This is a genomic window from Cupriavidus sp. 05T42 (assembly GCF_056396345.1).
The window spans coordinates 98,405-118,347 of sequence record NZ_JBFTLH010000005.1; the positions used below are offsets into that span (position 1 = coordinate 98,405).

The following is a 19,943-nucleotide window of genomic DNA, read 5'->3' on the forward strand; positions in this document are numbered from 1 at the left end:
AAGCATGCGGGCCACGGCGTGCGGGCCCCATATCTTACCGGAAGGCCCTGCGGCCTGTGCTGCACGTCCTGCCGCTTTGCTAGAATGCCGCGGAGTATAACGGACCGCCCTTACATGAGCCTGCTTCTGCCCACCCCGACCATGACCTCCCGCCCCGCCCCTGCCGCCGGCCGCCGTGCCAGCCCCTTCCGCGCCGTGGCGGGCGTACTGGCCATGGCCGGCGCCCTGCTCGCCGCCCCGGCGTTCGCGCAGGGCCCGCGGTATCTGGAGGCGCCGCCGGCACCCGGTACTGGCCCCCGCTCGGCGGACCCCGGCATGGTTCCGGCGGAAAAAGCCGTGAAGGACAAGCGCTACGACGACGCCGTAGAGGGCTTCGACCGCGTGCTGGCCGCCAACCCGCGCAACGCGCAGGCGCGCTTCCAGCGTGCCTGGTCGCTGGCCCAGGCCGGGCGCGAGGACGACGCCATCAAGGCCTTCTCGGAAATGGCCCAGGACTTCCCCGAGCTGCCCGAGCCGCACAACAACCTCGCCCTGCTCTACGCCAAGCGCGGCGACCTGAAGCGTGCCGAAGCCGAACTGCTCGCCGCGCTGGATTCGCGCCCCGACTATGCCATCGCCTATAGCAATCTGGGCGATGTGTACCGGCGCCTGGCCGAACAGGCCTACGCCCAGGCCGTGAAGCGCAATCCGAAGGACACCCGCGCCGCCGCTGCACTGCAGCAGGTACGCCCGGCTGCGGCAGCGCCTGCGCCGGCCAGTGCCCCGGCGGCACGCTGATCATCCACCCCTAGCAGGCTTGCGGGCGCCGGCGATCGTTTCCGAACGTTTGCCAGGCGCCGCCAGCCCCCAATCCCGCATCACGGAGTCCAGAACATGACCGTTTCCCGCCGCATCGTCCTGGCTGGCCTGATGGCCGCCGCCGCCCTGTCTCCACTGGCCGCGATGGCCCAGGGCGCCAGCCCGGCCGCCGCCGCGCCCAAGACCGAGCGCGTGCAGTTCGTCACGAACGCCGGCAAGTTCACCATCGAGGTGTACCCGGAAGCCGCGCCCAAGACCGCCTCCAATTTCATGGAGTACGTGAAAAGCGGCTTCTACGGCGGCACGATCTTCCACCGCGTGATCAATGGCTTCATGGTCCAGGGCGGCGGCTTCGACCGCGACATGAAGGAGAAGCCAACGCGCGCGCCGATTCCGCTCGAAGCGCAGAACGGCCTGAAGAACAAGGCCGGCACCGTGGCCATGGCCCGCACGTCCAATCCGAACTCGGCCACCGCGCAGTTCTTCGTCAATGTGGTGGATAATCCGAACCTCGACTACCCGCAGCCCGATGGCAACGGCTACGCCGTCTTCGGCAAGGTGGTGGAAGGCATGGACACGATCGACAAGATCAAGTCGATGCCCACCACGGCCTACGGCGCCATGCGCAACGTGCCGGCTGCGCCGGTCGTGATCGAATCGGCCACTGTCGTCAAGTAACACCCCGAACACCAACCGCCATAGAACAGAGGTAACGCCATGTCCAAGGTACAACTGCACACCAACCAGGGTGTCATCACCATCGAACTCGACGCCGAAAAGGCACCGAAATCGGTCGAAAACTTCCTGTCGTACGTGCGCAAGGGCCACTACGACAACACGGTTTTCCACCGCGTGATCAAGAACTTCATGATCCAGGGCGGCGGTTTCGAACCCGGCATGAAGCAGAAGGACACCGACGCCGCGATCGAGAACGAAGCCGGCAACGGCCTGAAGAACGACAAGTACACCGTGGCGATGGCCCGCACCAACGCGCCGCATTCGGCCACGGCCCAGTTCTTCATCAACGTGGTGGACAACGACTTCCTGAACTTCAGCTCGCCCACGCCGCAAGGCTTCGGCTACGCCGTGTTCGGCAAGATCGTGGAAGGCACCGAAGTGGTCGACCAGATCAAGGCCGTGCGCACGGGCAGCTCGGGCTTCCACCAGGACGTACCGGTGGATGACGTGGTGATCGAAAAGGCCGTTGTGGTCGAATAAGTGTCTTTGCACCAATCCTGTTGCAATTAATGCTCTCCGCTGGCGGCATGATCCCGAACCCTCGACGCGCATGACCGCCACGCCCCGCCCGCCGGCGTCCGCGCCCCTGCCCTTGCAGGTGCCGGCGCCGGCGTGGTTCATTTCCGACCTCCATCTCACGCCGGGCATGCCCCGCACGCTGGCCGCGTTCCGGCGTGTGCTGGACCGCGCCGCGCAAGACGCGCGCGCGCTGTTTATCCTTGGCGATTTCTTTGAATTCTGGGTCGGCGACGAAGAAACGGCCTCGCCGTTCGCCGCCGATGTGGCTGCGTCGCTACGGCGCCTGGCCGATGCCGGCGTGTCGGTGTACCTGATGCACGGCAACCGCGATTTCCTGATCGGCGCGCACTTCGCGGCGGCTGCCGGCGCCACGCTGCTGCCCGATCCCACGCTGATTGAGTGTGCCGGCCAGCGCGTGGTCCTGAGTCACGGCGACATGCTCTGTACCGATGACGTCCGCTACATGCGCTTCCGCCACTGGACGCGCAAGCGCTGGGTGCAGCGGCTGTTCCTGGCGTTGCCGCTCTCGGCACGCATGGCCGTGGCGCAACGGCTGCGCGCGGACAGCGAGGCAGGCCGCGCGCGGCAACTGGCCAATCCGGCCGCCACCCCACCCACCTACGGCGATGCCACGCCCGCCGCCGTCGCCGCGCTGCTGGACGTCCATGGCGCCGCCACGCTCGTCCACGGCCATACCCACCGGCCCGCGCGCCATGCCCACGGCGAGACCGTGCGCTGGGTGCTGACCGACTGGGATCTCGATGGCCGCCATCCGCGCGCGGCCGTGCTGCGGCTTGGCGCGGATGGCTTCACGGTGCTGCCCCAACTCGACTAGGTCGACTAGGTCGACCGAGGCAGCGATCCGTTGCCTACTTCATCATCTTGCGCAGTTCGCTCGCGTCGAAGCGGTCGTTCGGTGTGTTTTCGAGATGCTCGCCAAGACGGTCGAGCGCGGCCAGCACGGCCTCGATGCGATCATGCTGCTTGGCGGCGTTGTCGATCAGGCTTTTGAGCGCCAGCGAGACCGGGTCGTCCGCGTTCGGCGTGATGCCGTAGGCCGAGAACTCCTGCTTGGCGCCCTGCTGCGCCGCTGGCGCGTCAGGCATGATGATGCGCGCGGGAATGCCCACGGCCGTGGCGCCAGGCGGCACCGGCTTCAGCACCACGGCGTTCGAGCCCACGCGGGCGCCATCACCCACAACGAAGCCGCCCAGCACCTTGGCCCCGGCGCTGACCACCACGCCCGCGCCCAGCGTCGGATGCCGCTTCTGGCCCTTGTATAGCGAGGTGCCGCCCAGCGTCACGCCCTGGTAAATCGTGCAGTCGTCGCCGATCTCGGCGGTCTCGCCAATCACCACGCCCATGCCGTGATCGATGAACACGCGCCGGCCCAGCTTGACCGCCGGATGGATCTCGATGCCGGTGAGAAAGCGCGACCAGTGCGAAATCCATCGGCCCAGCCAGTGCAGGCCACCGCGCCAGCACACGTTGGCCACGCGGTGGAATATCACGGCGTGCAGCCCGGGATAGCAGGTCAGCACTTCCAGACGGCTGCGCGCGGCGGGATCGCGCAGCATGATCGTGTCGATATCTTCCTTCAGGCGAGTGAACATCTTTATCGTGTCGTGAGCGGTCGCCGGCGCCGTGTTTGGCCGGAGCGCTTTTTTTAGTATCAAGGGACAGGACTCGGGGGACGTCCAGGCGCGCGAGCAGGGAGTGTAAGAGATTTGTGAGCCTGCCGCCCGGCCATGGGCGCCGCCCCCGACGTCGTCAGGGACTTTGCGCGGGGCCCGGGTTCAACATCGTGCCGGCGTGGGTGCCAGAGATGCAGGGATCAACACTGCCGCGATAGTCGTCACAGTCTTACGGTTCCTTGTCAGTCTCGCCGGGCTTATCGGACGTCTTGGACGGTTGGGACGTTTTGGAGGTTTCGATCTTGTCCGATGGGTCGCCCGCCGCGATCATCATCCGCTTGGCAATGCCGCGCAGGATATTGACCTCCTCGCGCTCCAGCCCGGCCCGCGCGAACAGGCGCCGCAGACGCGACATCAGCTTGCGCGGGTTGGTCGGATCGAGAAAGCCGATGGCCGCCAGGCCCGCCTGGAGGTGACCGAACATCGATTCGATCTGCTCGGCCGTGGCGGGCTCCCCAGCATAGCCGATATCACGCGAGGCGTCCCGGCGCGCCTCGGGCGCGGCCAACAGCGCCAGACGCATCTCATAGGTGATCAACTGCACCGCCTGGGCGAGGTTCAGCGAGGCATACGCCGGATTCGCCGGAATGTGGGTCACGGCGGCGCAGCGCTCCACCGCGTCGTTGGGCAGGCCGTAGCGCTCGTTGCCGAACACGAAGGCGATCACGGCATCGGGTGCTGCTGCCAGCACTTCATACCCGCGCGCTGCGGCATCGCGCGGCAGCAGGCGCGGCGGGCCGAACTCGCGTTGGCGGGCGGTCATCGCCACGGTATAGGCCGCGCCAGCCAACGCGGATTCGATATCCGGGACGATTTGTGCATCAACAAGCACATCGCCAGCGCCGCTGGCCATCGCCACGGCATCGGGGTGATGGCGCACGTCCGGCTCGCGCGGGTTCACCAGCACAAGGCTGCCGGCCCCCCCGCCAAAGCCCATGGTCTTCATCGCCCGCGCGACCGATCCGACATTGCCGGGGTGGCTGGTTTCGATGAGCACCACGCGCACACGGTGAAAAATGGACAACGCATCACTTACAGGCGTCGATCCGTCTGGCAGGGTCTTTTGGGTTTCCGAAGCGGAGTCTTTGTTCATTCAGTGGAGTTCAGGTAGCCGGGCTCGTGCGGTGGGCCGGCTTCCTATACAATGCAGCCTTCAAATTTGTGGGTGCGGCGCCGGTTGTCCGGGCGGCGTGCCTCGTTCTTCTACAATTCGTTGTGTTGTTCGGCCGGTTATTGGGCCCCCCGCACGCGCCGCCGCGAGGCCTGGCGTGCCGGTGCGCGCCCCTGCCCCGCCGCCTGGAGAGATTCATGCATCCGATGCTCAATATCGCCGTCAAGGCGGCCCGCAAGGCGGGTTCCATCATCAACCGCGCGTCCATGGACGTCGATCTCGTGCGCGTTTCGCGCAAGCAACACAACGATTTCGTGACCGAGGTCGATCGCAGCGCCGAAGCCGCGATCATCGAGATTATCCGCACCGCCTATCCCGAGCACGCCATTCTAGCGGAAGAGTCCGGCCAGTCCTGGGTCGACGGCGATCCGGAAGCCGAATACACGTGGGTCATCGACCCGCTGGACGGCACCACCAACTTCATCCACGGTTTTCCGCAGTACGCGGTCTCCATCGGCCAGTTGCACAAGGGCGTGCCCGTGCAGGCCGTGGTCTACGACCCCACGCGCGATGAACTGTTCACCGCCAGCAAGGGCGCCGGCGCGTTCCTGAACAACCGCCGCATCCGCGTGACCCGCCGTGACAAGCTGGCCGACTGCCTGATCGGCACCGGCTTCCCGTTCCGCGACCTGGAAGGCGTGGACGAATACCTCGAAATGTTCGCGCTGATGACGCGTAGCTGCGCCGGCCTGCGTCGCCCGGGCGCCGCCGCGCTGGACCTGGCCTACGTGGCCTGCGGCCGCCTGGACGGCTTCTTCGAACGCGGCCTGAAGCCGTGGGACATGGCCGCCGGCATGCTGCTGATCACCGAGGCTGGTGGCCTGGTGGGCAACTACGCGGGCGAATCGCGCCAAATGGAACAGGGCGAAGTGCTGGCCGGCAACCCGAAGGCGTTCGCGCAGATGGTGCGTCTGCTGTCGCCCTTCTCGTTGGACAACGCCAAGCCGTCCGCCGCGATCTAAGCGACCCACGCGGCTCGCTGCACGCTACAACAGGCGCCTCCGGGCGCCTGTTTTTCGTTAACTCTCGAGCGTGCAACCGCTCGGCAACACCATCGACGTGAGGCCATCGCCGCGCACGGCACAGGTCCATCCACCGTTCGTGAGCCTGCCAACCGTGATCCGTGCACCGCGCACCAGGGGATGCACCTCGCCATCGAGCAGCACGACGATCGCGCCCGAGCCATCGGCATTGAACGCGAAGGTATCGGCCGTCGCCGTCAGCGTCGAGCGCACGTAGCCAAGCGTGCCCACCGGGTCCGGGAACGCGAACACGCCGTTGTGAATGCGCTCCTCCACGGCCGTCTTGTAGTTCGCGGCCTCCCAGAACCCGCGTGAGATCTGCGTCTTGATGATGTATTGCTGATAGGCCGGAATCGCCAGCGCGGCAAGGATGCCGATGACGGCCACGACGATCATCATTTCGATCAGCGTAAATCCCCGGCGCAGCCGCTGGGGCAGTCGGGGGTTGTCTGTTGGGATGTTTGGCATCGGGCGATTCCGGCAGGTTGACCGCCTACTCCTATCCAAACTACGTGCCAGCCGCAAAAACCCCCAAAAGTGACAGGATTTGGCGCAATTCCGCCGCCGAACCGGCGTGGGTGACAGTTTGCCGCGTGACATATCCGCCGCCTGACAATTCTCGTCAGGTGCGCCGACTTTTTCAGAATCCTCCCAAAGACCTTGGGCTGCCCGGCCCCTACGATGGGTTGCACCAGAGAACTCTCATATTTTATGCATGGGCAAAAAATATCTTGACCCGCTTCTTTGTTGTCCATACACTAATTCCGTCTTCATCGAGTTCGATGCCGCCAAGAGTCTCGTCAACCGCTTCAAGCATGGCGTGTCGCTGGAGGTGGCAGTCATGCTCGATCTGGACGCCGCGCAGGTCGTCATCGACACCCCCTACGACTACAACGAGGCCCGCACGATTGCGGTGGGTCCGATTGGTCAACGGATCTACGTGATGGTCTACACGATGCGCGGCAATGTGATGCGGGTGATCAGCCTGCGCAAGGCAAACCGCCGAGAGGTCTTGAACTATGTCGACAAAGCAAACGATCCACATTCCTGACGATGCCGAGGACGCCGCGATCACGCGCGGCGCACTCAGCGACCCCGACAACCCGCCGCTGACCGACGCGCAGCTCGAGCAAATGCGCCCGGCCCCGCGCCGCGGGCGCCCCGCCCTGCCGCCGGAGGCCCGCAAGGTCACGCTGAACATGCGCGCGGACCGCGACGTGGTGGAGGCGTTCAAGGCCACCGGCGACGGCTGGCAGACGCGCATCAACGAGATCCTGCGTGCCTATGCACACACGCACCGGATGCTGCCGCGCTGAGCGCGGCGTGATTTCCGACAAGAAGGCCAGCGCTGAGAACATTTCTCACGCATTTTCAGAATTTGCCTCAAGGTGCGGGCACGGGCAGGCAGTAAAATGCCGCTTTGTGCCGTGGCGGAGGCAATCCGCCTGACGGCAATCGATATACCGGCGGCCCACCGTGGCCGCCCGAGAGGAATGCATGTCCGTAGAAGCCCTTTCCGCCGATCGTGATGCCGGGGACGCCCTCGGCCCCACCCCTGACGTGCCTGCCACGCCAGACACGTCCGCCGAGGCGGCGCCTGGAGACACCACCGCCGCGCCGGACACCAAGTCCACCGCGAAGCGCGGCGCGCCCGAGAAGCACACGCCGATGATGATCCAGTACCTCCGCATCAAGGCGGATCATCCGGACACGCTGCTGTTCTACCGGATGGGGGACTTCTACGAGCTGTTCCATGACGACGCGGAGAAAGCCGCGCGGTTGCTGGACATCACGTTGACGTCGCGCGGACAGTCCGGCGGCGTGCCCATCCGCATGGCCGGTATCCCGTTCCATTCGGTCGACCAGTACCTGATCAAGCTCGTCAAGCTGGGCGAATCGGTGGCGATCTGCGAGCAGATCGGCGATCCGGCCACGAGCAAGGGCCCGGTGGAGCGCAAGGTGGTCCGCATCGTCACGCCGGGCACGCTGACCGACGCCGCGCTGCTGCCGGACAAGGTCGACACGTTCCTGATGGCCGTGCACCAGCAGACCACGCGGCGCGGCATCAGCAAGACCGGCCTCGCCTGGCTGAACCTCGCCAGCGGCGAACTGCGGCTGATGGAGTGCGAGGCGGCACAACTGGGCCGCGAACTCGAACGGATCCGCCCCGCCGAACTGCTGTTTGCCGATGGCATCGACCTGCCGGCGCTGACCTGCGCGCGTACCCGGCTGCCGGAGTGGCATTTCGACCAGGATGCCGGCACGCGCCGGCTGCGCGAGCAGATTGGCGTGGCAAGTCTGGAACCGTTCGGCTGCGCGGGCCTCGGCGCGGCGCTTGGCGCGGCCGGCGCGCTGCTGAATTACGCGGCGGCCACCCAGGGCCAGTCGCTACGGCATGTACAGGGCGTGACCGTCGAACGCGAATCGGAATTCGTGGGCCTCGATTCGGCCACGCGGCGCAACCTGGAACTGACGGAAACGCTGCGCGGCGGCGAATCGCCGACGCTGTTCTCGCTGCTCGACACCTGCGCCACGGCGATGGGCAGCCGCGCGCTGCGCCACTGGCTCCATCACCCGCTGCGCGACCCCGCGCTGCCGCGTGCGCGCCAGCAGGCCATCGGCGCGCTGATCGCCCAGGACCCGGACGCCCTGCGCACCAACCTGCGCCGGCTGGCTGACGTCGAGCGCATCACGTCCCGGCTCGCCCTGCTGACGGCGCGGCCCCGCGACCTGTCGTCGCTGCGCGACACCCTGCGCGCGCTGCCCGACGTGCGCGCCACCGTGACGCTGGCCGACGACGCCCCGCTGCTGGCGCAGACCCTCGACGACCTCGAAATCCCGGAAGACTGCCTCGGCCTGCTGGTGCGAGCCGTCGCCGAGGAACCGTCCACGGTGCTGCGCGACGGCGGCGTGATTGCGCGCGGCTACGATGCCGATCTGGACGAACTACGAGACATTTCCGAGAACTGCGGCCAGTTCCTGATCGACCTCGAGGCACGCGAGCGCTCCCGTACGGGCATCGCCAACCTGCGCGTGGAGTACAACCGCGTGCATGGCTTCTATATAGAGGTGACGAACGGCCAGGCGGACAAGGTGCCCGACGACTACCGCCGGCGCCAGACGCTCAAGAACGCCGAGCGCTACATCACGCCAGAGCTGAAGTCCTTCGAGGACAAGGCGCTGTCCGCACAGGACCGCGCGCTGGCGCGTGAGAAGGTTCTCTACGAAGCGCTGCTCCAGGCCCTGCTGCCGCATATCTCCGCCCTGCAACGCGTGGCGGGCGGGCTGGGGCGGCTCGATGTGCTGGCAGCACTGGCCGAACGGGCCCGCACGCTCGACTGGGTCCAGCCCGAGCGCGTGAGCGAGAACGTGATCGACATCGTGCAAGGCCGCCACCCGGTGGTCGAGGGCCAGCTAGCCGCCGATTCGACCGAGTTCATCCCCAACGACTGCCAGTTGACCGAGGCGCGCAAGCTGCTGCTGATCACCGGCCCGAACATGGGCGGTAAGTCGACGTTCATGCGCCAGACCGCGCTGATCGTGCTGCTGGCATGTGTGGGCGCCTGGGTACCGGCGCGGCGCGCCGTGATCGGTCCGGTCGACCGCATCTTCACGCGGATTGGCGCAGCAGACGATCTTGCCGGCGGCCGTTCCACGTTCATGGTGGAAATGACCGAGGCGGCGGGCATCCTGCACCACGCCACGCCGTCCAGCCTTGTGCTGATGGACGAGATCGGCCGGGGCACCTCGACGTTCGACGGGCTGGCGCTCGCCTGGGCCATCGCCCGCCACCTGCTCTCGCACAACCGCAGCCACACGCTGTTCGCCACCCACTATTTCGAGCTGACGCAGCTGCCGCAGGAGTTCGCGCAGGCGGCCAACGTGCACCTGTCCGCCGTGGAACATGGCGACGGCATCGTGTTCCTGCACGCCGTGCAGGACGGCCCGGCGAGCCAGAGCTATGGCCTGCAGGTCGCCCAACTGGCCGGCGTGCCGCAGCCGGTGATCCGCGCCGCGCGCAAGCATCTGGCCTGGCTGGAACAGCAGTCCGCCGATGCCACCCCCACGCCGCAACTCGACCTGTTCGCCGCGCCCGCTGCGCCGCCGGACGAAGATGAGGAGGCGGACGGGGAAGGCGGGGCCGCAGCGTTGCCGGTCGATGCGGCCGCCCTGGAGGCGCTCGACGCGCTGGCTGACATCGACCCCGACAGCCTGACGCCGCGCGACGCGCTCGATGCGCTGTACCGGCTCAAGGCGCTGGCGGAGAGCAAGCCCTCCGTATGACGGCACATCGGCGGGTCTGGCGGCACATGGCGGTGGCCGCGGTTTGCTGGACGGCATGTGCCGGGCCCGGGCTCGCCCACGCGGCCCGGACCGGGCGCGTCGCGCCACCCCCGCCGGCAGCGGTGCAGCCCGTGCGCATTGCGCTGATCGCCGATGTGCCGCAATGGCCGGCGGCCGAGGCCGACACGGCCGCACTATTCGATCTGATGTCGACCCAGCAGGTGGCGCTGATCGTCCATGCCGGCGGCATCAAGGGCGATACCGAGTCGTGTGGCGATGCCGTGCTGAACGTGCGCCAGCGCGTGCTCGACGACGCGCCACTACCGCTGCTCTATGTGCCGGGCGAGAACGACTGGGCCGAATGCCAGAAGCCGGTGAACGGCGAGTTCGACGCGGTGGAACGGTTGAACCGGCTGCGCGAACTGTACTTCCCGGTGGACGCCACGCTGGGGCGCCGTACGCTGCCGGTTACGCGCCAGTCGGACCAGGCCACGTTCCGCAGCTACCGGGAAAACGCCCGCATGGTACTGGGCAACGTGCTGATCGTCGGCATGAACCTGCCGGGCGACAACAACCACTATCGTACCGAGGGCGGCCGCAACGGCGAGTTCGAGGACCGGCGCGAGGCCAATCGGCAGTGGCTCTCCCGCGCGTTCTCGGTGGCCGAGCAGCGTGACCTCGACGGCGTGGTGGTGGTCGGCCATGCCGATCCAATGTTCGGCAATGGCTGGGAGAAGCGTGGCAAGCCGACCCTGTTCGATGGCTTCCTGCGACGCGGCGCGCGTGATGGCTATCTGGAGTTCAAGCGCCAGTTGCGCGAACTGGCCGGCAAGTACAAGGGCCAGGTCCTACTCGTCCATGCGAGCGACAGCGGTTTCAGCGTGGACAAGCCGCTGCGGGACGCGGCGGGCAAGTCCATAGCCAATGTCACGCGCGTGGCCCTGCCGGTGGGATCGCCCTCCCGCTGGACCGAGTTGACGGTGTCGCCGGGCTCGCGGGCGGTGTTCCAGGTGAAGCTGCGCGACGGGGTGAAGGGCAACTAGCCGGAAACGGCGGGGAATTAAAGGAACTGCGAGCCCGAAAACCCAAAGAAAAAGCCGGCAATTGCCGGCTTCTTCGTTGTCCTGCGACGACCCCATCGCAGCACTGCGGCCCGCCTTGCGGACGGGCTCACGTATCGCTCAATTGTTTGGGAAGATCAGTGGAGCGTGCGAGGGCTGTCGTCGCCGTCCTCGTCCTCATCCACCACTTCGATGCCCGAGGCACCGTGGGCGTGGCCGTGCTCGACTTCATCGCTGGTCGCCTCGCGCACTTCCGACACTTTCAGCCAGAAACGCAGCGCCATGCCGGCGAGCGGATGGTTGCCGTCCAGCACCACCTTGTCTTCGGCCACGTCAGTGATCGTGTAGATGATGGAGTCTTCGTCGTCGCCGTCCTCGGGCACGCCCTCGAACTGCATGCCGACTTCCAGCGGCTCCGGAAAGCGATTGCGCGGCTCCACCTTCACGAGGTCGGCATCGTAGTCGCCGAAGGCCTCATCGGGTTCCAGCTGCAGCTGGGTCTCAAAGCCGGCGTCGTGGCCGTCCAGCGCTTCCTCGATCTTCGGGAACGTGCCATCATACCCGCCGTGCAAATAGACCATGGGCTCATCCGACTCTTCGATCAGATTGCCCTGCGTGTCCGACAGCTTGTACACCACGGACACCACCGTGTTCTTAGCGATTTTCAATTCTTGACTCCATGAGCGATTCCGCATTATACGCGCAGGCCTTGCCTGCGGGCCCCATCGATCCCGACGCGCCGCTCACGCTGCTTGGGGGCATGACACCCGCCGTGTTCATGCGCGAGATCTGGCACCGCAAACCTTTGCTGATTCGACAGGCAGTGCCCGGAATCGTGCCGCCTGTGTCGCGTGAAGCGCTTTTTGACCTGGCCGACCGCGAGGACGTGGAGTCGCGCCTGGTGTCGTACTTTCGCAACCGTTGGAAGCTCGAGCACGGCCCGTTTGCCGAGGACAACCTCCCTTCGCGCAAGGCCACCAAGTGGACGCTGCTGGTGCAGGGCGTCAACCTGCACGACCAGGCCGCGGCCGACCTGATGAGCCAGTTCCGCTTCGTGCCCGACGCGCGGCTCGACGATGTGATGATCAGCTACGCCACGGATGGCGGCGGCGTGGGTCCGCACTTCGATTCCTATGATGTCTTCCTGTTGCAAGTATCGGGCCGACGCCGCTGGCGCATTTCGTCACAAACCAAGCTCGACCTGATTCCCGACATGCCGCTGAAGATCCTGTCGGACTTCACGGCCGAGGAGGAGTGGGTGCTGGAACCCGGCGACATGCTGTACCTGCCGCCGCAGTACGCGCACGACGGGGTGGCCGAGGGCGAGTGCATGACCGCTTCTATCGGCTTCCGCGCCCCTGCCTACCGGGAGCTGGCCGGCCATTTCCTCGCGTGGCTATCGGAAACGGTGGAAGGCAACGAGGGCCTCGACGGCCGCTACGCCGACGCCGACGAGACCGCGACGGCGCATCCCGCGCAGATGCCGGCCGGGCTGGGCCGCGCAGTGGCCGAGCGGCTCCAGGCGATGAAATGGAACGGCGCGATGGTGTCCGAATTCCTCGGCTCGCACCTCTCCGAACCGAAGCAATCGGTGATGTTCGCCGAGGTCGAGGAGATTCCGCTGCGCAAGTACACGAAGCTGGCCCAGGCGCATGGCGTAGTCCTTGCTCCGGGTTCCATTGCGCTCTATGACCGTACGCATTTCTTCCTCAACGGCGAGGCCTACGAACCGCCGGCATCGCTGGCGAAATGGCTGCGTCGGCTGGCGGACCACCGTCATCTGACCGCTGCGGAGGTCACTGCGTGCGCCGCGCTGCCCGACTTGATGGATACCTTCCACGACTGGACGCTGGAAGGCTGGTTGCAGATTGCGCCTGTACGCGTGTAATAATGCGTAACAAAGAGAACCAGCAAATTTCGACTGTACACAAGCAGGGGAAACGCGGATATAATCGCCCGCTGGCTAGTACTGTGTACCACTGCATTGTCGGCACCCGGGAGAGCCTCAAATTTGCAGTTCAAGAGCGATAATTACCGGTAATTATTCATCGCCTGTTTTCAGTAATTAAAAGTTAAAGGACGAAAAATGAAGAAGTCTCTCCTGATCGCATCCCTGCTGGCAGCTGTTGCCCTGGCCGCTTGCGGCAAGAAGGAAGAAGCTGCCGCTCCGGCCGCTGACACGGCTGCTCCGGCTGCCACGGCTCCCGCCGCTGACGCATCGGCTCCGGCCGCTGCTCCGGCTGCTGACGCATCGGCTCCGGCCGCTGCCCCGGCTGCTGACGCATCGGCTCCGGCCGCTGACGCTTCGGCCCCGGCTGCCAAGCAGTAATCGGATTACTCCGATAAAAAAGCCGACCTTCGGGTCGGCTTTTTTATTGCCCGCGATTTACTCGCGGCGCGCCCGGTAGTCCGGCGCATCATCTCGGCTTCAGCACCGTTCCGGCCTCAGATAATCTTGAATCACATGCCGCGGACCGGTTGCCATCCCAGCCCCTCCTCCTGATCTGCAATCAGGATCTCCTCCGGCGCCACCCCAAGCACGGCCGCAAGTGCCCCCGAGGCCAGCGCGCGCGTGTTGTTCTGTTGACTCAAATGAGCGGCCACCACGCGTGACAGCCCGCCATGCGCCACCCGCGACAGGATCGCCGCCGCCACTTCATTGGCCAGGTGCCCGAAATCCCCGCCGATACGCCGTTTCAACGAATACGGATAAGCCGAATTCCGCAGCATCTCGCGGTCATGGTTGCACTCCAGAACCAGCGCATCCACGCCAGCGAGCCGCGCTGTGACGTAGGGGGTCTCCATGCCGGCATCGGTTAGCACGCCAAGCCGCGCGTTGCCATCGGTCAGCACGAACTGAAGCGGCTCGCGGGCATCGTGCGGAACCGTGTACGGCAGAATCTGCAAGCCGCCCACCGAGAACGCGTGGTCGGCGCAGCACACGCGCACATCGGCCACATCGGCGCCGCGCATGTGCGCGGTGGCGAGCCAGGTGCCGTGACTGGTATGAACCGGAAGCTTGTGGCGCGCGGCGAACGCGTAGGCCGAACCCACGTGGTCGCCATGCTCATGCGTGACCAGTACCGCGTCGAGCTGGCCCGGCGTGACGCCGAGCCGCTCGAGCCGGCGCGCGGTCTCACGGATGCCGAACCCGCAGTCGAGCAGCACACGGGTCACCGTGGTGCCATCGACGGCCTCGATCAGCAGCGAGTTGCCTTCGCTGCCACTGCCCAAAAAAGCAAAGCGCATCATCGATGCGCTCGCTCGGGATGGTTCCCGACGGCAGGAGCCGTCGGGACCGTCTGACTGCGACAAAGACCCATCAGTGCAGTTGCTCGTCCAGCAGCGACAGGATCTTCTTGCCGATTTCGGTGTTCTCCGGCTGCCCGGCCTCGTTCAGCACGGTGACCGTGGTGCCCGTGCCGTTGCCCTTTAGCGCCACGCGGTACTTCTTGGCCGTCTTGCCGTCGTTCGCCTTCGTGAACAGCTTCGAGAAGAAGCCGCGATCGTCCACGCTGGTACGCGGATCCACATAGCGCACGTAGTACAGGCCCTGGGCGCGGTCACGATCTTCCACCGTGAAGTTCACGCGATCTAGCGACAGGCCGACCGAGCGCCAGGCGCGATCGAACGGCTCCGGCAATTGCAGCGCCGGCGTGCCATTGACTTGCGACATAAACGACTTGCTGCCGTCGGCCGACGGTGCGCCGGTGGCTGCAGCGGCGCCGATGCCAGTGGCGGCGGCGGTGCCCACCGCAGGCGTGGCGGCATTGGCGGCAGCGTCATTCGTGCCGATGCCGGCCGGCGTCGGGTTCTTGGCCATGCGGTCGGCCTGCTCCTTCTGCACGCCCAGGCGCTGGGCCAGGCGGGACAGGAATTCGGCTTCCAGCTCAGGATCGGCCGGGCGCGGCGTCCAGACCGTGCTGGTCTTGTCCACACCGGTCAGCTGTTCCTGCGCACCGCGATGGCTGATGAACACCTCGAGCTGGCCGTTCTGCGACCGCTCCACGCGCGTGCGGAACTTGTCGCGCTCGGACGTCGAGTACAGGCCGTCGAACACCTTGCCAATGGTGTTGCGGATGATGTCCTGCGGGATCTTGGCGCGGTTCTCAGCCCAGTCCGTTTCCATGATGCCGGTCTCGGGCGAGTCCTGCACCAGCAGGAAGCCGCTCTCCTGCCAGAAGCCGCGCAGGGTCTGCCAGAGCTGGTCGGCACGCATGCCGTTGCTGATCACGAGCCAGCGCTGGTTGCCGTCGCGTTCCATGCGCACGCCCTGGGCGCCCGGCAGCACGTTGTCGGTCGGGCTGGCCTCGCGGGCACGCCCGGCGTTGGCCTGGGTGTAGTTCGAGAGCGTGGACGTGCCGGAGGCATCGGGCACCGTGTAGCGGCGCTCGCCGTCGAGCTTGGTCAGGTCCGGCGGAATGTCCAGCGATGCCGTCTTCTTGCCCTGGGACTTGTAGTCGATCTTGTCCGGCTGCATGGCCTCATTGATGCTGCTGCAGCCGGCGATCAGGGTCAGGGCCAGCACGGGCGCGACCATGGCGGCACGGCGGACTTGCGTCGCGCCGCGACGGTTAAGCTTCTGTTTCATTGACACGTAATCCTGGTTTCAAGAAGGCGGCGATACGCCAAGGTTCAGCCGGTAAGGTTAAGGTCAGGCGAGCAGGCCGGCGTTGGCCAGCGCGCGGCGCACGGTCTCGTGCTGCGCTTCGGCCAGCGGGGTCAGCGGCAGGCGGATGCCGCCGGCCATCTTGCCCATCTGTTGCAGCGCCCACTTGACGGGAATCGGGTTGGCCTCGACGAACATCGCGCGGTTCAGCTCGATCATTTCCATATGCAGCCGGCGTGCGGTCACCACATCGCCGTTACGCGCCGCCACGCACATCTCGTGCATCTTGCGCGGCGCCACGTTGGCCGTCACGGAGATATTGCCGTGGCCGCCCAGCAGGATCAGCGCCACCGCGGTGGGGTCGTCGCCGCTGTAGATCGCGAAGTGTTCCGGCGCATCCTTGATCAGCTGCGCGGCCCGGTCGATGTTGCCCGTGGCCTCCTTCACGCCGACGATGCCCGGCACCTGCGCCAAGCGCAGGATGGTGTCGTTGGTCATATCGGCCACGGTACGGCCCGGCACGTTATACAGCAGCACCGGCAGCTCCACCGCTTCCGCGATCGTGCGGAAATGGCGGTAGATGCCTTCCTGCGTCGGCTTGTTGTAGTACGGCACCACCTGGAGCGACGCATCGGCGCCGACCTTCTTGGCGAAGGCGGTCAGCTCGATGGCTTCCTTGGTGGAATTGCCGCCCGTACCGGCGATGATCGGGACGCGCTTGTTGGACTGCTCCACGGCCACGCGGATCAGTTCGCAATGCTCTTCCACGTTGACGGTCGGAGACTCGCCCGTGGTGCCCACAATCACGATGCCATCGGTGCCTTCTGCCGCATGCCAGTCGATGAGGGTGCGCAGCGCGGGGTAATCCAGGCTGCCATCCTCATGCATCGGGGTGACGATGGCCACGATGCTGCCGGTAATCTGTGTCATAGCTTAAGGAAACTCGGGAAATCGAATATCCGGGATTGTACCGGAACCGTCAGCCGCTCCGGACTCCCCCGGGGTGAGGGGAAACATCAGGATTTTCAACGTGTGAAGCGCCCTGCGCGCTGACACGGGCCGGGCGCACCGCCCGACCGGCCAGCCTAGGGCCGCGCCGGCAGCCTGTAGCGCGGTGGCGCGGTGCCCGGCGCGCCGCCCGTGGACTCGCGCACGGCACAAATCCGCTGGACGAACGCCGTTTTCGGCACTTCTACCACCCCGTCCTCGTACCCAACCACGCGGAGGGTTCCGCGCGCCATGTCGAGCAATTCGCCCGATTTCAGCAGGAAGTCGGGCCGGGACGGCTTGCCGACGGTTTCGTTACCAATTGCAAATGTTTCATAGATCAGCACCCCGGCAGGCGCCAGCGCCGCCAGCAGGTGCGGCCAGAGGGGGCGGTGCAGGTAGTTGGTGACCACGATGGCGTCCAGCGGCGCCCCGTCCGCCCCGTCAGTCACGTCCCCCAGCGGCCAGCCGTCCTGCTCGAGATCGGCCACCCGGCCCACCACGCCGGCGGGCAGCCCCGCCACGGCCTCGGCGTCGCGATCCACGGCCAGCACGTCAAACCCCTGCCCCGCCAGCCAGGCCGCGTGGCGCCCGCTGCCACAGGCGAGATCGAGCACGCGGCCGCCCGGCCGGATCAGGTGGGCCCAGCGGGTCACCCACGACGAAGGCGCGCCCAGTGGCACGTGCGCGAGCGTCATGGCGCTTATTGCAGCAGGAGGATGATCGGCCGGAGCATCAGCTCGACCACCGACAGCAGCAGACTCATCACCGGCTGCATCCAGACCCGCGTGATCACGCCCGCCGCCACCAGCGCCAGCACCACGAAGATGCCATACGGCTCGATGCGGCTGACGGCCGCCGCCACGCGCTGCGGCAGGAAGGCGGTCAGCACGCGTCCCCCGTCCAGCGGCGGGATCGGAAACAGGTTGAAGGCGGCCACGACCACGTTGACGATTACCCCGGCGCGCGCCATCTGGCCCCAGAACGGCTCCTGGACCTGCGCCCAGGCCAGCCCGATCACCACCAGCGCCCAGATGAACGCCTGCACGAGATTGCTGGCCGGGCCGGCCAGGGCCACCCACATGCCATGCCAGCGCGGGTTGCGCAGGTGGCCGAACACTACCGGAACCGGCTTGGCGAAGCCGAACACGAACTGCCCGGCGGTCAGGAAATACAGCAGCAGCGGCACCGCCACCGTGCCGATCGGGTCGATATGCCGGATCGGGTTCAGGCTGACGCGGCCGAGCCGGTAGGCCGTGTCGTCGCCGAAAAAGCGCGCCACATAGCCGTGGGCGGCCTCATGCAGCGTGATGGCGAACAAGACTGGCAGGGCGTAGACCGCAACGGTCTGGATGAGCGAGGAATCCATGTGCCCTATTCTATCCGTGCAATGGCGCCCGCAGGCTGTCCGGTTTGTGTCAAAGCGTGGCCGATTTTCAAAGCGTGGCGGACAGCCCGAAGCGTTCCACATCGCCCCGGCCCAGCCGCACCAGTTCCGGCTCGCCGCCGCTCAGGTCGATCACGGTGGTCGGCTGCGCCGGCGCCGGGCCGCCGTCCACCACCAGGTCGAGCTGTTTCTCCAGCCGGGCGCGGATTTCGGCCGGATCGTTCATGGGTTCGTCATCGCCGGGCATCTGGAGCGTGGCCGAGATCATCGGCTGGCCCAGTTCGGCCAGCAGCGCCAGCGGCACAGCATGGTCGGGCACGCGCACGCCGATGGTCTTGCGGGCCGGGTGCGACAGCCGGCGCGGCACTTCCTTGGTCGCCTCGAGGATGAACACGTACGGCCCCGGCGTGGCGCCCTTGATCCAGCGGTACTGGCGGTTATCCACGCGCGCGAAGTTGCCCAACTCGGACAGGTCGCTGCACATCAGGGTCAGATGGTGCTTGTCGTCGATGCCGCGCAGCCGGCGCAGGCGCTCCACGGCCGTCTTGTCGTCGAGCGGGCAGGCCAGCGCGTAGCTGGAGTCCGTCGGCAGCGCAATCAGCCCGCCCTGGCGCAGGATCTGCGCGGCTTGCTTGATCAGGCGCAGCTGCGGGTTGACCGGGTGAATCTCGAAGTACTGGGACATTCAGGGATCGTCGGGGGCGGAAGGCGGGGCGGGCGGACGGCTACCAGTCGTGCCAGACCGGGGTAACGTCCGATGGCAGCGGCGGCAGCGTGCCGATATCGACCCGGCCCTCGCCGGGACCATGGAAATCCGACCCGCGCGAGGCCAACAGGCCGTAGTGGCGCGCCACATCGGCATAGCGGCGGAACTGGTCGGGCGTGTGGCTGCCGGTCACGACCTCCACGGCGCGGCCCCCCAGTTGGGTGAATTCGTCGAACAGCGCGTCGTGCTGGGTGGCCGTGTAGTTGTAGCGGCCCGGGTGGGCCATCACAGCGACGCCGCCGGCGTCACGGATCCAGCCGATCGCCTCGGACAGCTTCGACCAGCGGTGCGGCACGAAGCCGGGGCGGCCATCGGACAGATATTCGCTAAATACGTCGCTGATGGTCGCGCAATAGCCTTCATCCACCAGCCAACGCGCGAAATGGGTGCGCGAGATCAGGTCAGGATTGCCGACATGGCGCAGCGCGCCGGCGTAGGCATCGTGGATGCCGACCTTGGCCAGCGCTTCGCCGATATCCTGGGCGCGCCGGGCGCGGCCGTCGCGGGTTCGGGCCAGGCCGTCGATCAGGCCCGGATGGAAGGGATCGATCTGCAGGCCCACGATGTGCACGGTCTGGCCGGCCCAGGTGACCGAAATCTCCACGCCAGGCACATAGCGCATGCCGAGTGCCTCGGCGGCGTCGCGCGCCTCGCGCTGGCCGCCCACCTCGTCGTGGTCCGTCAACGCCCAGAAAGCCACGCCACCGGCATGGGCGCGCGCGGCCACGTCACGTGGCGCGAGCATCCCGTCGGACACGGTGGAGTGGCAGTGCAGATCGGCGTTGATGGCGTGCGGGTTTTGCATGGTCTTCATTCTACTCCTGGCAGGGTCTTTTAGCCCTGCCGCCAACGGTGGCGTGCCCGGATTCCCAAGGCACGCAAGGTATGATGGGGCCTTGTTCCGCTC

22 protein-coding genes are annotated in these 19,943 nt (G+C 66.6%); 11 read left to right on the top strand and 11 right to left on the bottom strand.

Annotated elements, in window-relative coordinates; translation table 11 throughout:
- Positions 1-114: 114 nt before the first annotated feature.
- The 4 genes from AC1EJR_RS08360 (at position 115) to AC1EJR_RS08375 (ending at position 2,890) form a co-directional block, all read left to right on the top strand.
- Positions 115-777: a tetratricopeptide repeat protein gene (locus AC1EJR_RS08360; RefSeq protein ID WP_441592099.1), complete on the top strand. Its 663-nt coding sequence runs from the start codon at positions 115-117 to the stop codon at positions 775-777.
- 96 nt (positions 778-873) lie between these two features.
- On the top strand, positions 874-1,476 hold the full coding sequence (locus AC1EJR_RS08365; protein ID WP_477112969.1) for a peptidylprolyl isomerase: 603 nt from the start codon (positions 874-876) through the stop codon (positions 1,474-1,476).
- Positions 1,477-1,515: 39 nt separating this feature from the next.
- A complete protein-coding gene (locus AC1EJR_RS08370; protein ID WP_092292681.1) occupies positions 1,516-2,016 on the top strand; it encodes a peptidylprolyl isomerase in 501 nt (166 codons plus the stop codon).
- 70 nt (positions 2,017-2,086) lie between these two features.
- Positions 2,087-2,890, top strand: coding sequence for a UDP-2,3-diacylglucosamine diphosphatase (locus tag AC1EJR_RS08375; RefSeq protein WP_092292679.1), 804 nt, complete (start codon positions 2,087-2,089; stop codon positions 2,888-2,890).
- A gap of 34 nt (positions 2,891-2,924) precedes the next feature.
- Here the strand turns inward: AC1EJR_RS08375 and cysE are convergent, their stop codons facing one another.
- Positions 2,925-3,668, bottom strand: a complete 744-nt coding sequence (cysE, locus tag AC1EJR_RS08380) for a serine O-acetyltransferase (protein WP_092292677.1) — start codon at positions 3,666-3,668, stop codon at positions 2,925-2,927.
- Positions 3,669-3,918: 250 nt separating this feature from the next.
- Complete coding sequence (locus tag AC1EJR_RS08385; protein WP_477112970.1) at positions 3,919-4,842, bottom strand: RNA methyltransferase; 924 nt, start codon at positions 4,840-4,842, stop codon at positions 3,919-3,921.
- A 215-nt stretch (positions 4,843-5,057) separates the two neighbouring features.
- Here AC1EJR_RS08385 and AC1EJR_RS08390 point away from each other — a divergent pair, with 215 nt between their 5' ends.
- Positions 5,058-5,882: an inositol monophosphatase family protein gene (locus AC1EJR_RS08390; protein WP_441592093.1), complete on the top strand. Its 825-nt coding sequence runs from the start codon at positions 5,058-5,060 to the stop codon at positions 5,880-5,882.
- A gap of 57 nt (positions 5,883-5,939) precedes the next feature.
- Here AC1EJR_RS08390 and AC1EJR_RS08395 read toward each other — a convergent pair whose 3' ends face one another.
- Entirely contained in the window at positions 5,940-6,410 is a 471-nt protein-coding gene (locus tag AC1EJR_RS08395; RefSeq protein ID WP_441592092.1) for a pilin, read from the bottom strand.
- Positions 6,411-6,657: 247 nt separating this feature from the next.
- On the opposite strand from AC1EJR_RS08395, the gene AC1EJR_RS08400 reads away from it, so the two are divergent.
- The 4 genes from AC1EJR_RS08400 to AC1EJR_RS08415 all read left to right on the top strand — a co-directional run bounded on the left by AC1EJR_RS08400 (position 6,658) and on the right by AC1EJR_RS08415 (position 11,269).
- Positions 6,658-6,993: a BrnT family toxin gene (locus tag AC1EJR_RS08400; protein WP_441643821.1), complete on the top strand. Its 336-nt coding sequence runs from the start codon at positions 6,658-6,660 to the stop codon at positions 6,991-6,993.
- Positions 6,962-7,258, top strand: a complete 297-nt coding sequence (locus tag AC1EJR_RS08405; RefSeq protein WP_092292667.1) for a BrnA antitoxin family protein — start codon at positions 6,962-6,964, stop codon at positions 7,256-7,258. The genes AC1EJR_RS08400 and AC1EJR_RS08405 overlap by 32 nt, the downstream gene beginning before the upstream one ends.
- A gap of 352 nt (positions 7,259-7,610) precedes the next feature.
- The gene (mutS, locus tag AC1EJR_RS08410; RefSeq protein WP_092293299.1) at positions 7,611-10,226 is read left to right on the top strand and encodes a DNA mismatch repair protein MutS; all 2,616 of its coding nucleotides are present in this window, start codon (positions 7,611-7,613) and stop codon (positions 10,224-10,226) included.
- Positions 10,223-11,269 carry a hypothetical protein gene (locus AC1EJR_RS08415; RefSeq protein WP_369823388.1) on the top strand — a complete coding sequence of 349 codons (1,047 nt, stop codon included), beginning with the start codon at positions 10,223-10,225 and terminating at the stop codon, positions 11,267-11,269. The genes mutS and AC1EJR_RS08415 overlap by 4 nt, the downstream gene beginning before the upstream one ends.
- A gap of 155 nt (positions 11,270-11,424) precedes the next feature.
- Here the strand turns inward: AC1EJR_RS08415 and AC1EJR_RS08420 are convergent, their stop codons facing one another.
- Positions 11,425-11,955, bottom strand: a complete 531-nt coding sequence (locus AC1EJR_RS08420) for an FKBP-type peptidyl-prolyl cis-trans isomerase (protein WP_092292663.1) — start codon at positions 11,953-11,955, stop codon at positions 11,425-11,427.
- A gap of 11 nt (positions 11,956-11,966) precedes the next feature.
- Here AC1EJR_RS08420 and AC1EJR_RS08425 point away from each other — a divergent pair, with 11 nt between their 5' ends.
- Positions 11,967-13,175, top strand: a complete 1,209-nt coding sequence (locus tag AC1EJR_RS08425; RefSeq protein ID WP_177219877.1) for a ribosomal protein uL16 3-hydroxylase — start codon at positions 11,967-11,969, stop codon at positions 13,173-13,175.
- 198 nt (positions 13,176-13,373) lie between these two features.
- The gene (locus AC1EJR_RS08430; protein ID WP_092292661.1) at positions 13,374-13,616 is read left to right on the top strand and encodes a hypothetical protein; all 243 of its coding nucleotides are present in this window, start codon (positions 13,374-13,376) and stop codon (positions 13,614-13,616) included.
- A 131-nt stretch (positions 13,617-13,747) separates the two neighbouring features.
- Here the strand turns inward: AC1EJR_RS08430 and AC1EJR_RS08435 are convergent, their stop codons facing one another.
- The 7 genes from AC1EJR_RS08435 to AC1EJR_RS08465 form a co-directional block, all read right to left on the bottom strand.
- Positions 13,748-14,539 carry an MBL fold metallo-hydrolase gene (locus AC1EJR_RS08435; protein WP_092292659.1) on the bottom strand — a complete coding sequence of 264 codons (792 nt, stop codon included), beginning with the start codon at positions 14,537-14,539 and terminating at the stop codon, positions 13,748-13,750.
- Between the two features lie 70 nt (positions 14,540-14,609).
- Positions 14,610-15,878, bottom strand: coding sequence for an outer membrane protein assembly factor BamC (bamC, locus tag AC1EJR_RS08440; RefSeq protein ID WP_092292657.1), 1,269 nt, complete (start codon positions 15,876-15,878; stop codon positions 14,610-14,612).
- A gap of 63 nt (positions 15,879-15,941) precedes the next feature.
- Complete coding sequence (dapA, locus tag AC1EJR_RS08445) at positions 15,942-16,826, bottom strand: 4-hydroxy-tetrahydrodipicolinate synthase (protein WP_092292655.1); 885 nt, start codon at positions 16,824-16,826, stop codon at positions 15,942-15,944.
- A 155-nt stretch (positions 16,827-16,981) separates the two neighbouring features.
- Complete coding sequence (locus tag AC1EJR_RS08450) at positions 16,982-17,581, bottom strand: class I SAM-dependent methyltransferase (protein ID WP_454756932.1); 600 nt, start codon at positions 17,579-17,581, stop codon at positions 16,982-16,984.
- Between the two features lie 5 nt (positions 17,582-17,586).
- Positions 17,587-18,252 carry a site-2 protease family protein gene (locus AC1EJR_RS08455; RefSeq protein WP_092292651.1) on the bottom strand — a complete coding sequence of 222 codons (666 nt, stop codon included), beginning with the start codon at positions 18,250-18,252 and terminating at the stop codon, positions 17,587-17,589.
- A gap of 67 nt (positions 18,253-18,319) precedes the next feature.
- A complete protein-coding gene (locus AC1EJR_RS08460; RefSeq protein WP_441592081.1) occupies positions 18,320-18,955 on the bottom strand; it encodes an L-threonylcarbamoyladenylate synthase in 636 nt (211 codons plus the stop codon).
- Between the two features lie 40 nt (positions 18,956-18,995).
- A complete protein-coding gene (locus AC1EJR_RS08465) occupies positions 18,996-19,841 on the bottom strand; it encodes a 3',5'-nucleoside bisphosphate phosphatase (RefSeq protein ID WP_441592177.1) in 846 nt (281 codons plus the stop codon).
- Positions 19,842-19,943: the final 102 nt, after the last annotated feature.

Bases quoted from the DNA above. Each gene is read 5' to 3' on its own strand.
- AC1EJR_RS08360 (WP_441592099.1), top strand. From the start codon at position 115: ATGAGCCTGCTTCTGCCCACCCCGACCATGACCTCCCGCCCCGCCCCT.
- AC1EJR_RS08365 (WP_477112969.1), top strand. From the start codon at position 874: ATGACCGTTTCCCGCCGCATCGTCCTGGCTGGCCTGATGGCCGCCGCC.
- AC1EJR_RS08370 (WP_092292681.1), top strand. From the start codon at position 1,516: ATGTCCAAGGTACAACTGCACACCAACCAGGGTGTCATCACCATCGAA.
- AC1EJR_RS08375 (WP_092292679.1), top strand. From the start codon at position 2,087: ATGACCGCCACGCCCCGCCCGCCGGCGTCCGCGCCCCTGCCCTTGCAG.
- cysE (WP_092292677.1), bottom strand. From the start codon at position 3,668: ATGTTCACTCGCCTGAAGGAAGATATCGACACGATCATGCTGCGCGAT.
- AC1EJR_RS08385 (WP_477112970.1), bottom strand. From the start codon at position 4,842: ATGAACAAAGACTCCGCTTCGGAAACCCAAAAGACCCTGCCAGACGGA.
- AC1EJR_RS08390 (WP_441592093.1), top strand. From the start codon at position 5,058: ATGCATCCGATGCTCAATATCGCCGTCAAGGCGGCCCGCAAGGCGGGT.
- AC1EJR_RS08395 (WP_441592092.1), bottom strand. From the start codon at position 6,410: ATGCCAAACATCCCAACAGACAACCCCCGACTGCCCCAGCGGCTGCGC.
- AC1EJR_RS08400 (WP_441643821.1), top strand. From the start codon at position 6,658: ATGGGCAAAAAATATCTTGACCCGCTTCTTTGTTGTCCATACACTAAT.
- AC1EJR_RS08405 (WP_092292667.1), top strand. From the start codon at position 6,962: ATGTCGACAAAGCAAACGATCCACATTCCTGACGATGCCGAGGACGCC.
- mutS (WP_092293299.1), top strand. From the start codon at position 7,611: ATGATGATCCAGTACCTCCGCATCAAGGCGGATCATCCGGACACGCTG.
- AC1EJR_RS08415 (WP_369823388.1), top strand. From the start codon at position 10,223: ATGACGGCACATCGGCGGGTCTGGCGGCACATGGCGGTGGCCGCGGTT.
- AC1EJR_RS08425 (WP_177219877.1), top strand. From the start codon at position 11,967: ATGAGCGATTCCGCATTATACGCGCAGGCCTTGCCTGCGGGCCCCATC.
- AC1EJR_RS08430 (WP_092292661.1), top strand. From the start codon at position 13,374: ATGAAGAAGTCTCTCCTGATCGCATCCCTGCTGGCAGCTGTTGCCCTG.
- AC1EJR_RS08435 (WP_092292659.1), bottom strand. From the start codon at position 14,539: ATGATGCGCTTTGCTTTTTTGGGCAGTGGCAGCGAAGGCAACTCGCTG.
- bamC (WP_092292657.1), bottom strand. From the start codon at position 15,878: ATGAAACAGAAGCTTAACCGTCGCGGCGCGACGCAAGTCCGCCGTGCC.
- dapA (WP_092292655.1), bottom strand. From the start codon at position 16,826: ATGACACAGATTACCGGCAGCATCGTGGCCATCGTCACCCCGATGCAT.
- AC1EJR_RS08450 (WP_454756932.1), bottom strand. From the start codon at position 17,581: ATGACGCTCGCGCACGTGCCACTGGGCGCGCCTTCGTCGTGGGTGACC.
- AC1EJR_RS08455 (WP_092292651.1), bottom strand. From the start codon at position 18,252: ATGGATTCCTCGCTCATCCAGACCGTTGCGGTCTACGCCCTGCCAGTC.
- AC1EJR_RS08460 (WP_441592081.1), bottom strand. From the start codon at position 18,955: ATGTCCCAGTACTTCGAGATTCACCCGGTCAACCCGCAGCTGCGCCTG.
- AC1EJR_RS08465 (WP_441592177.1), bottom strand. From the start codon at position 19,841: ATGCAAAACCCGCACGCCATCAACGCCGATCTGCACTGCCACTCCACC.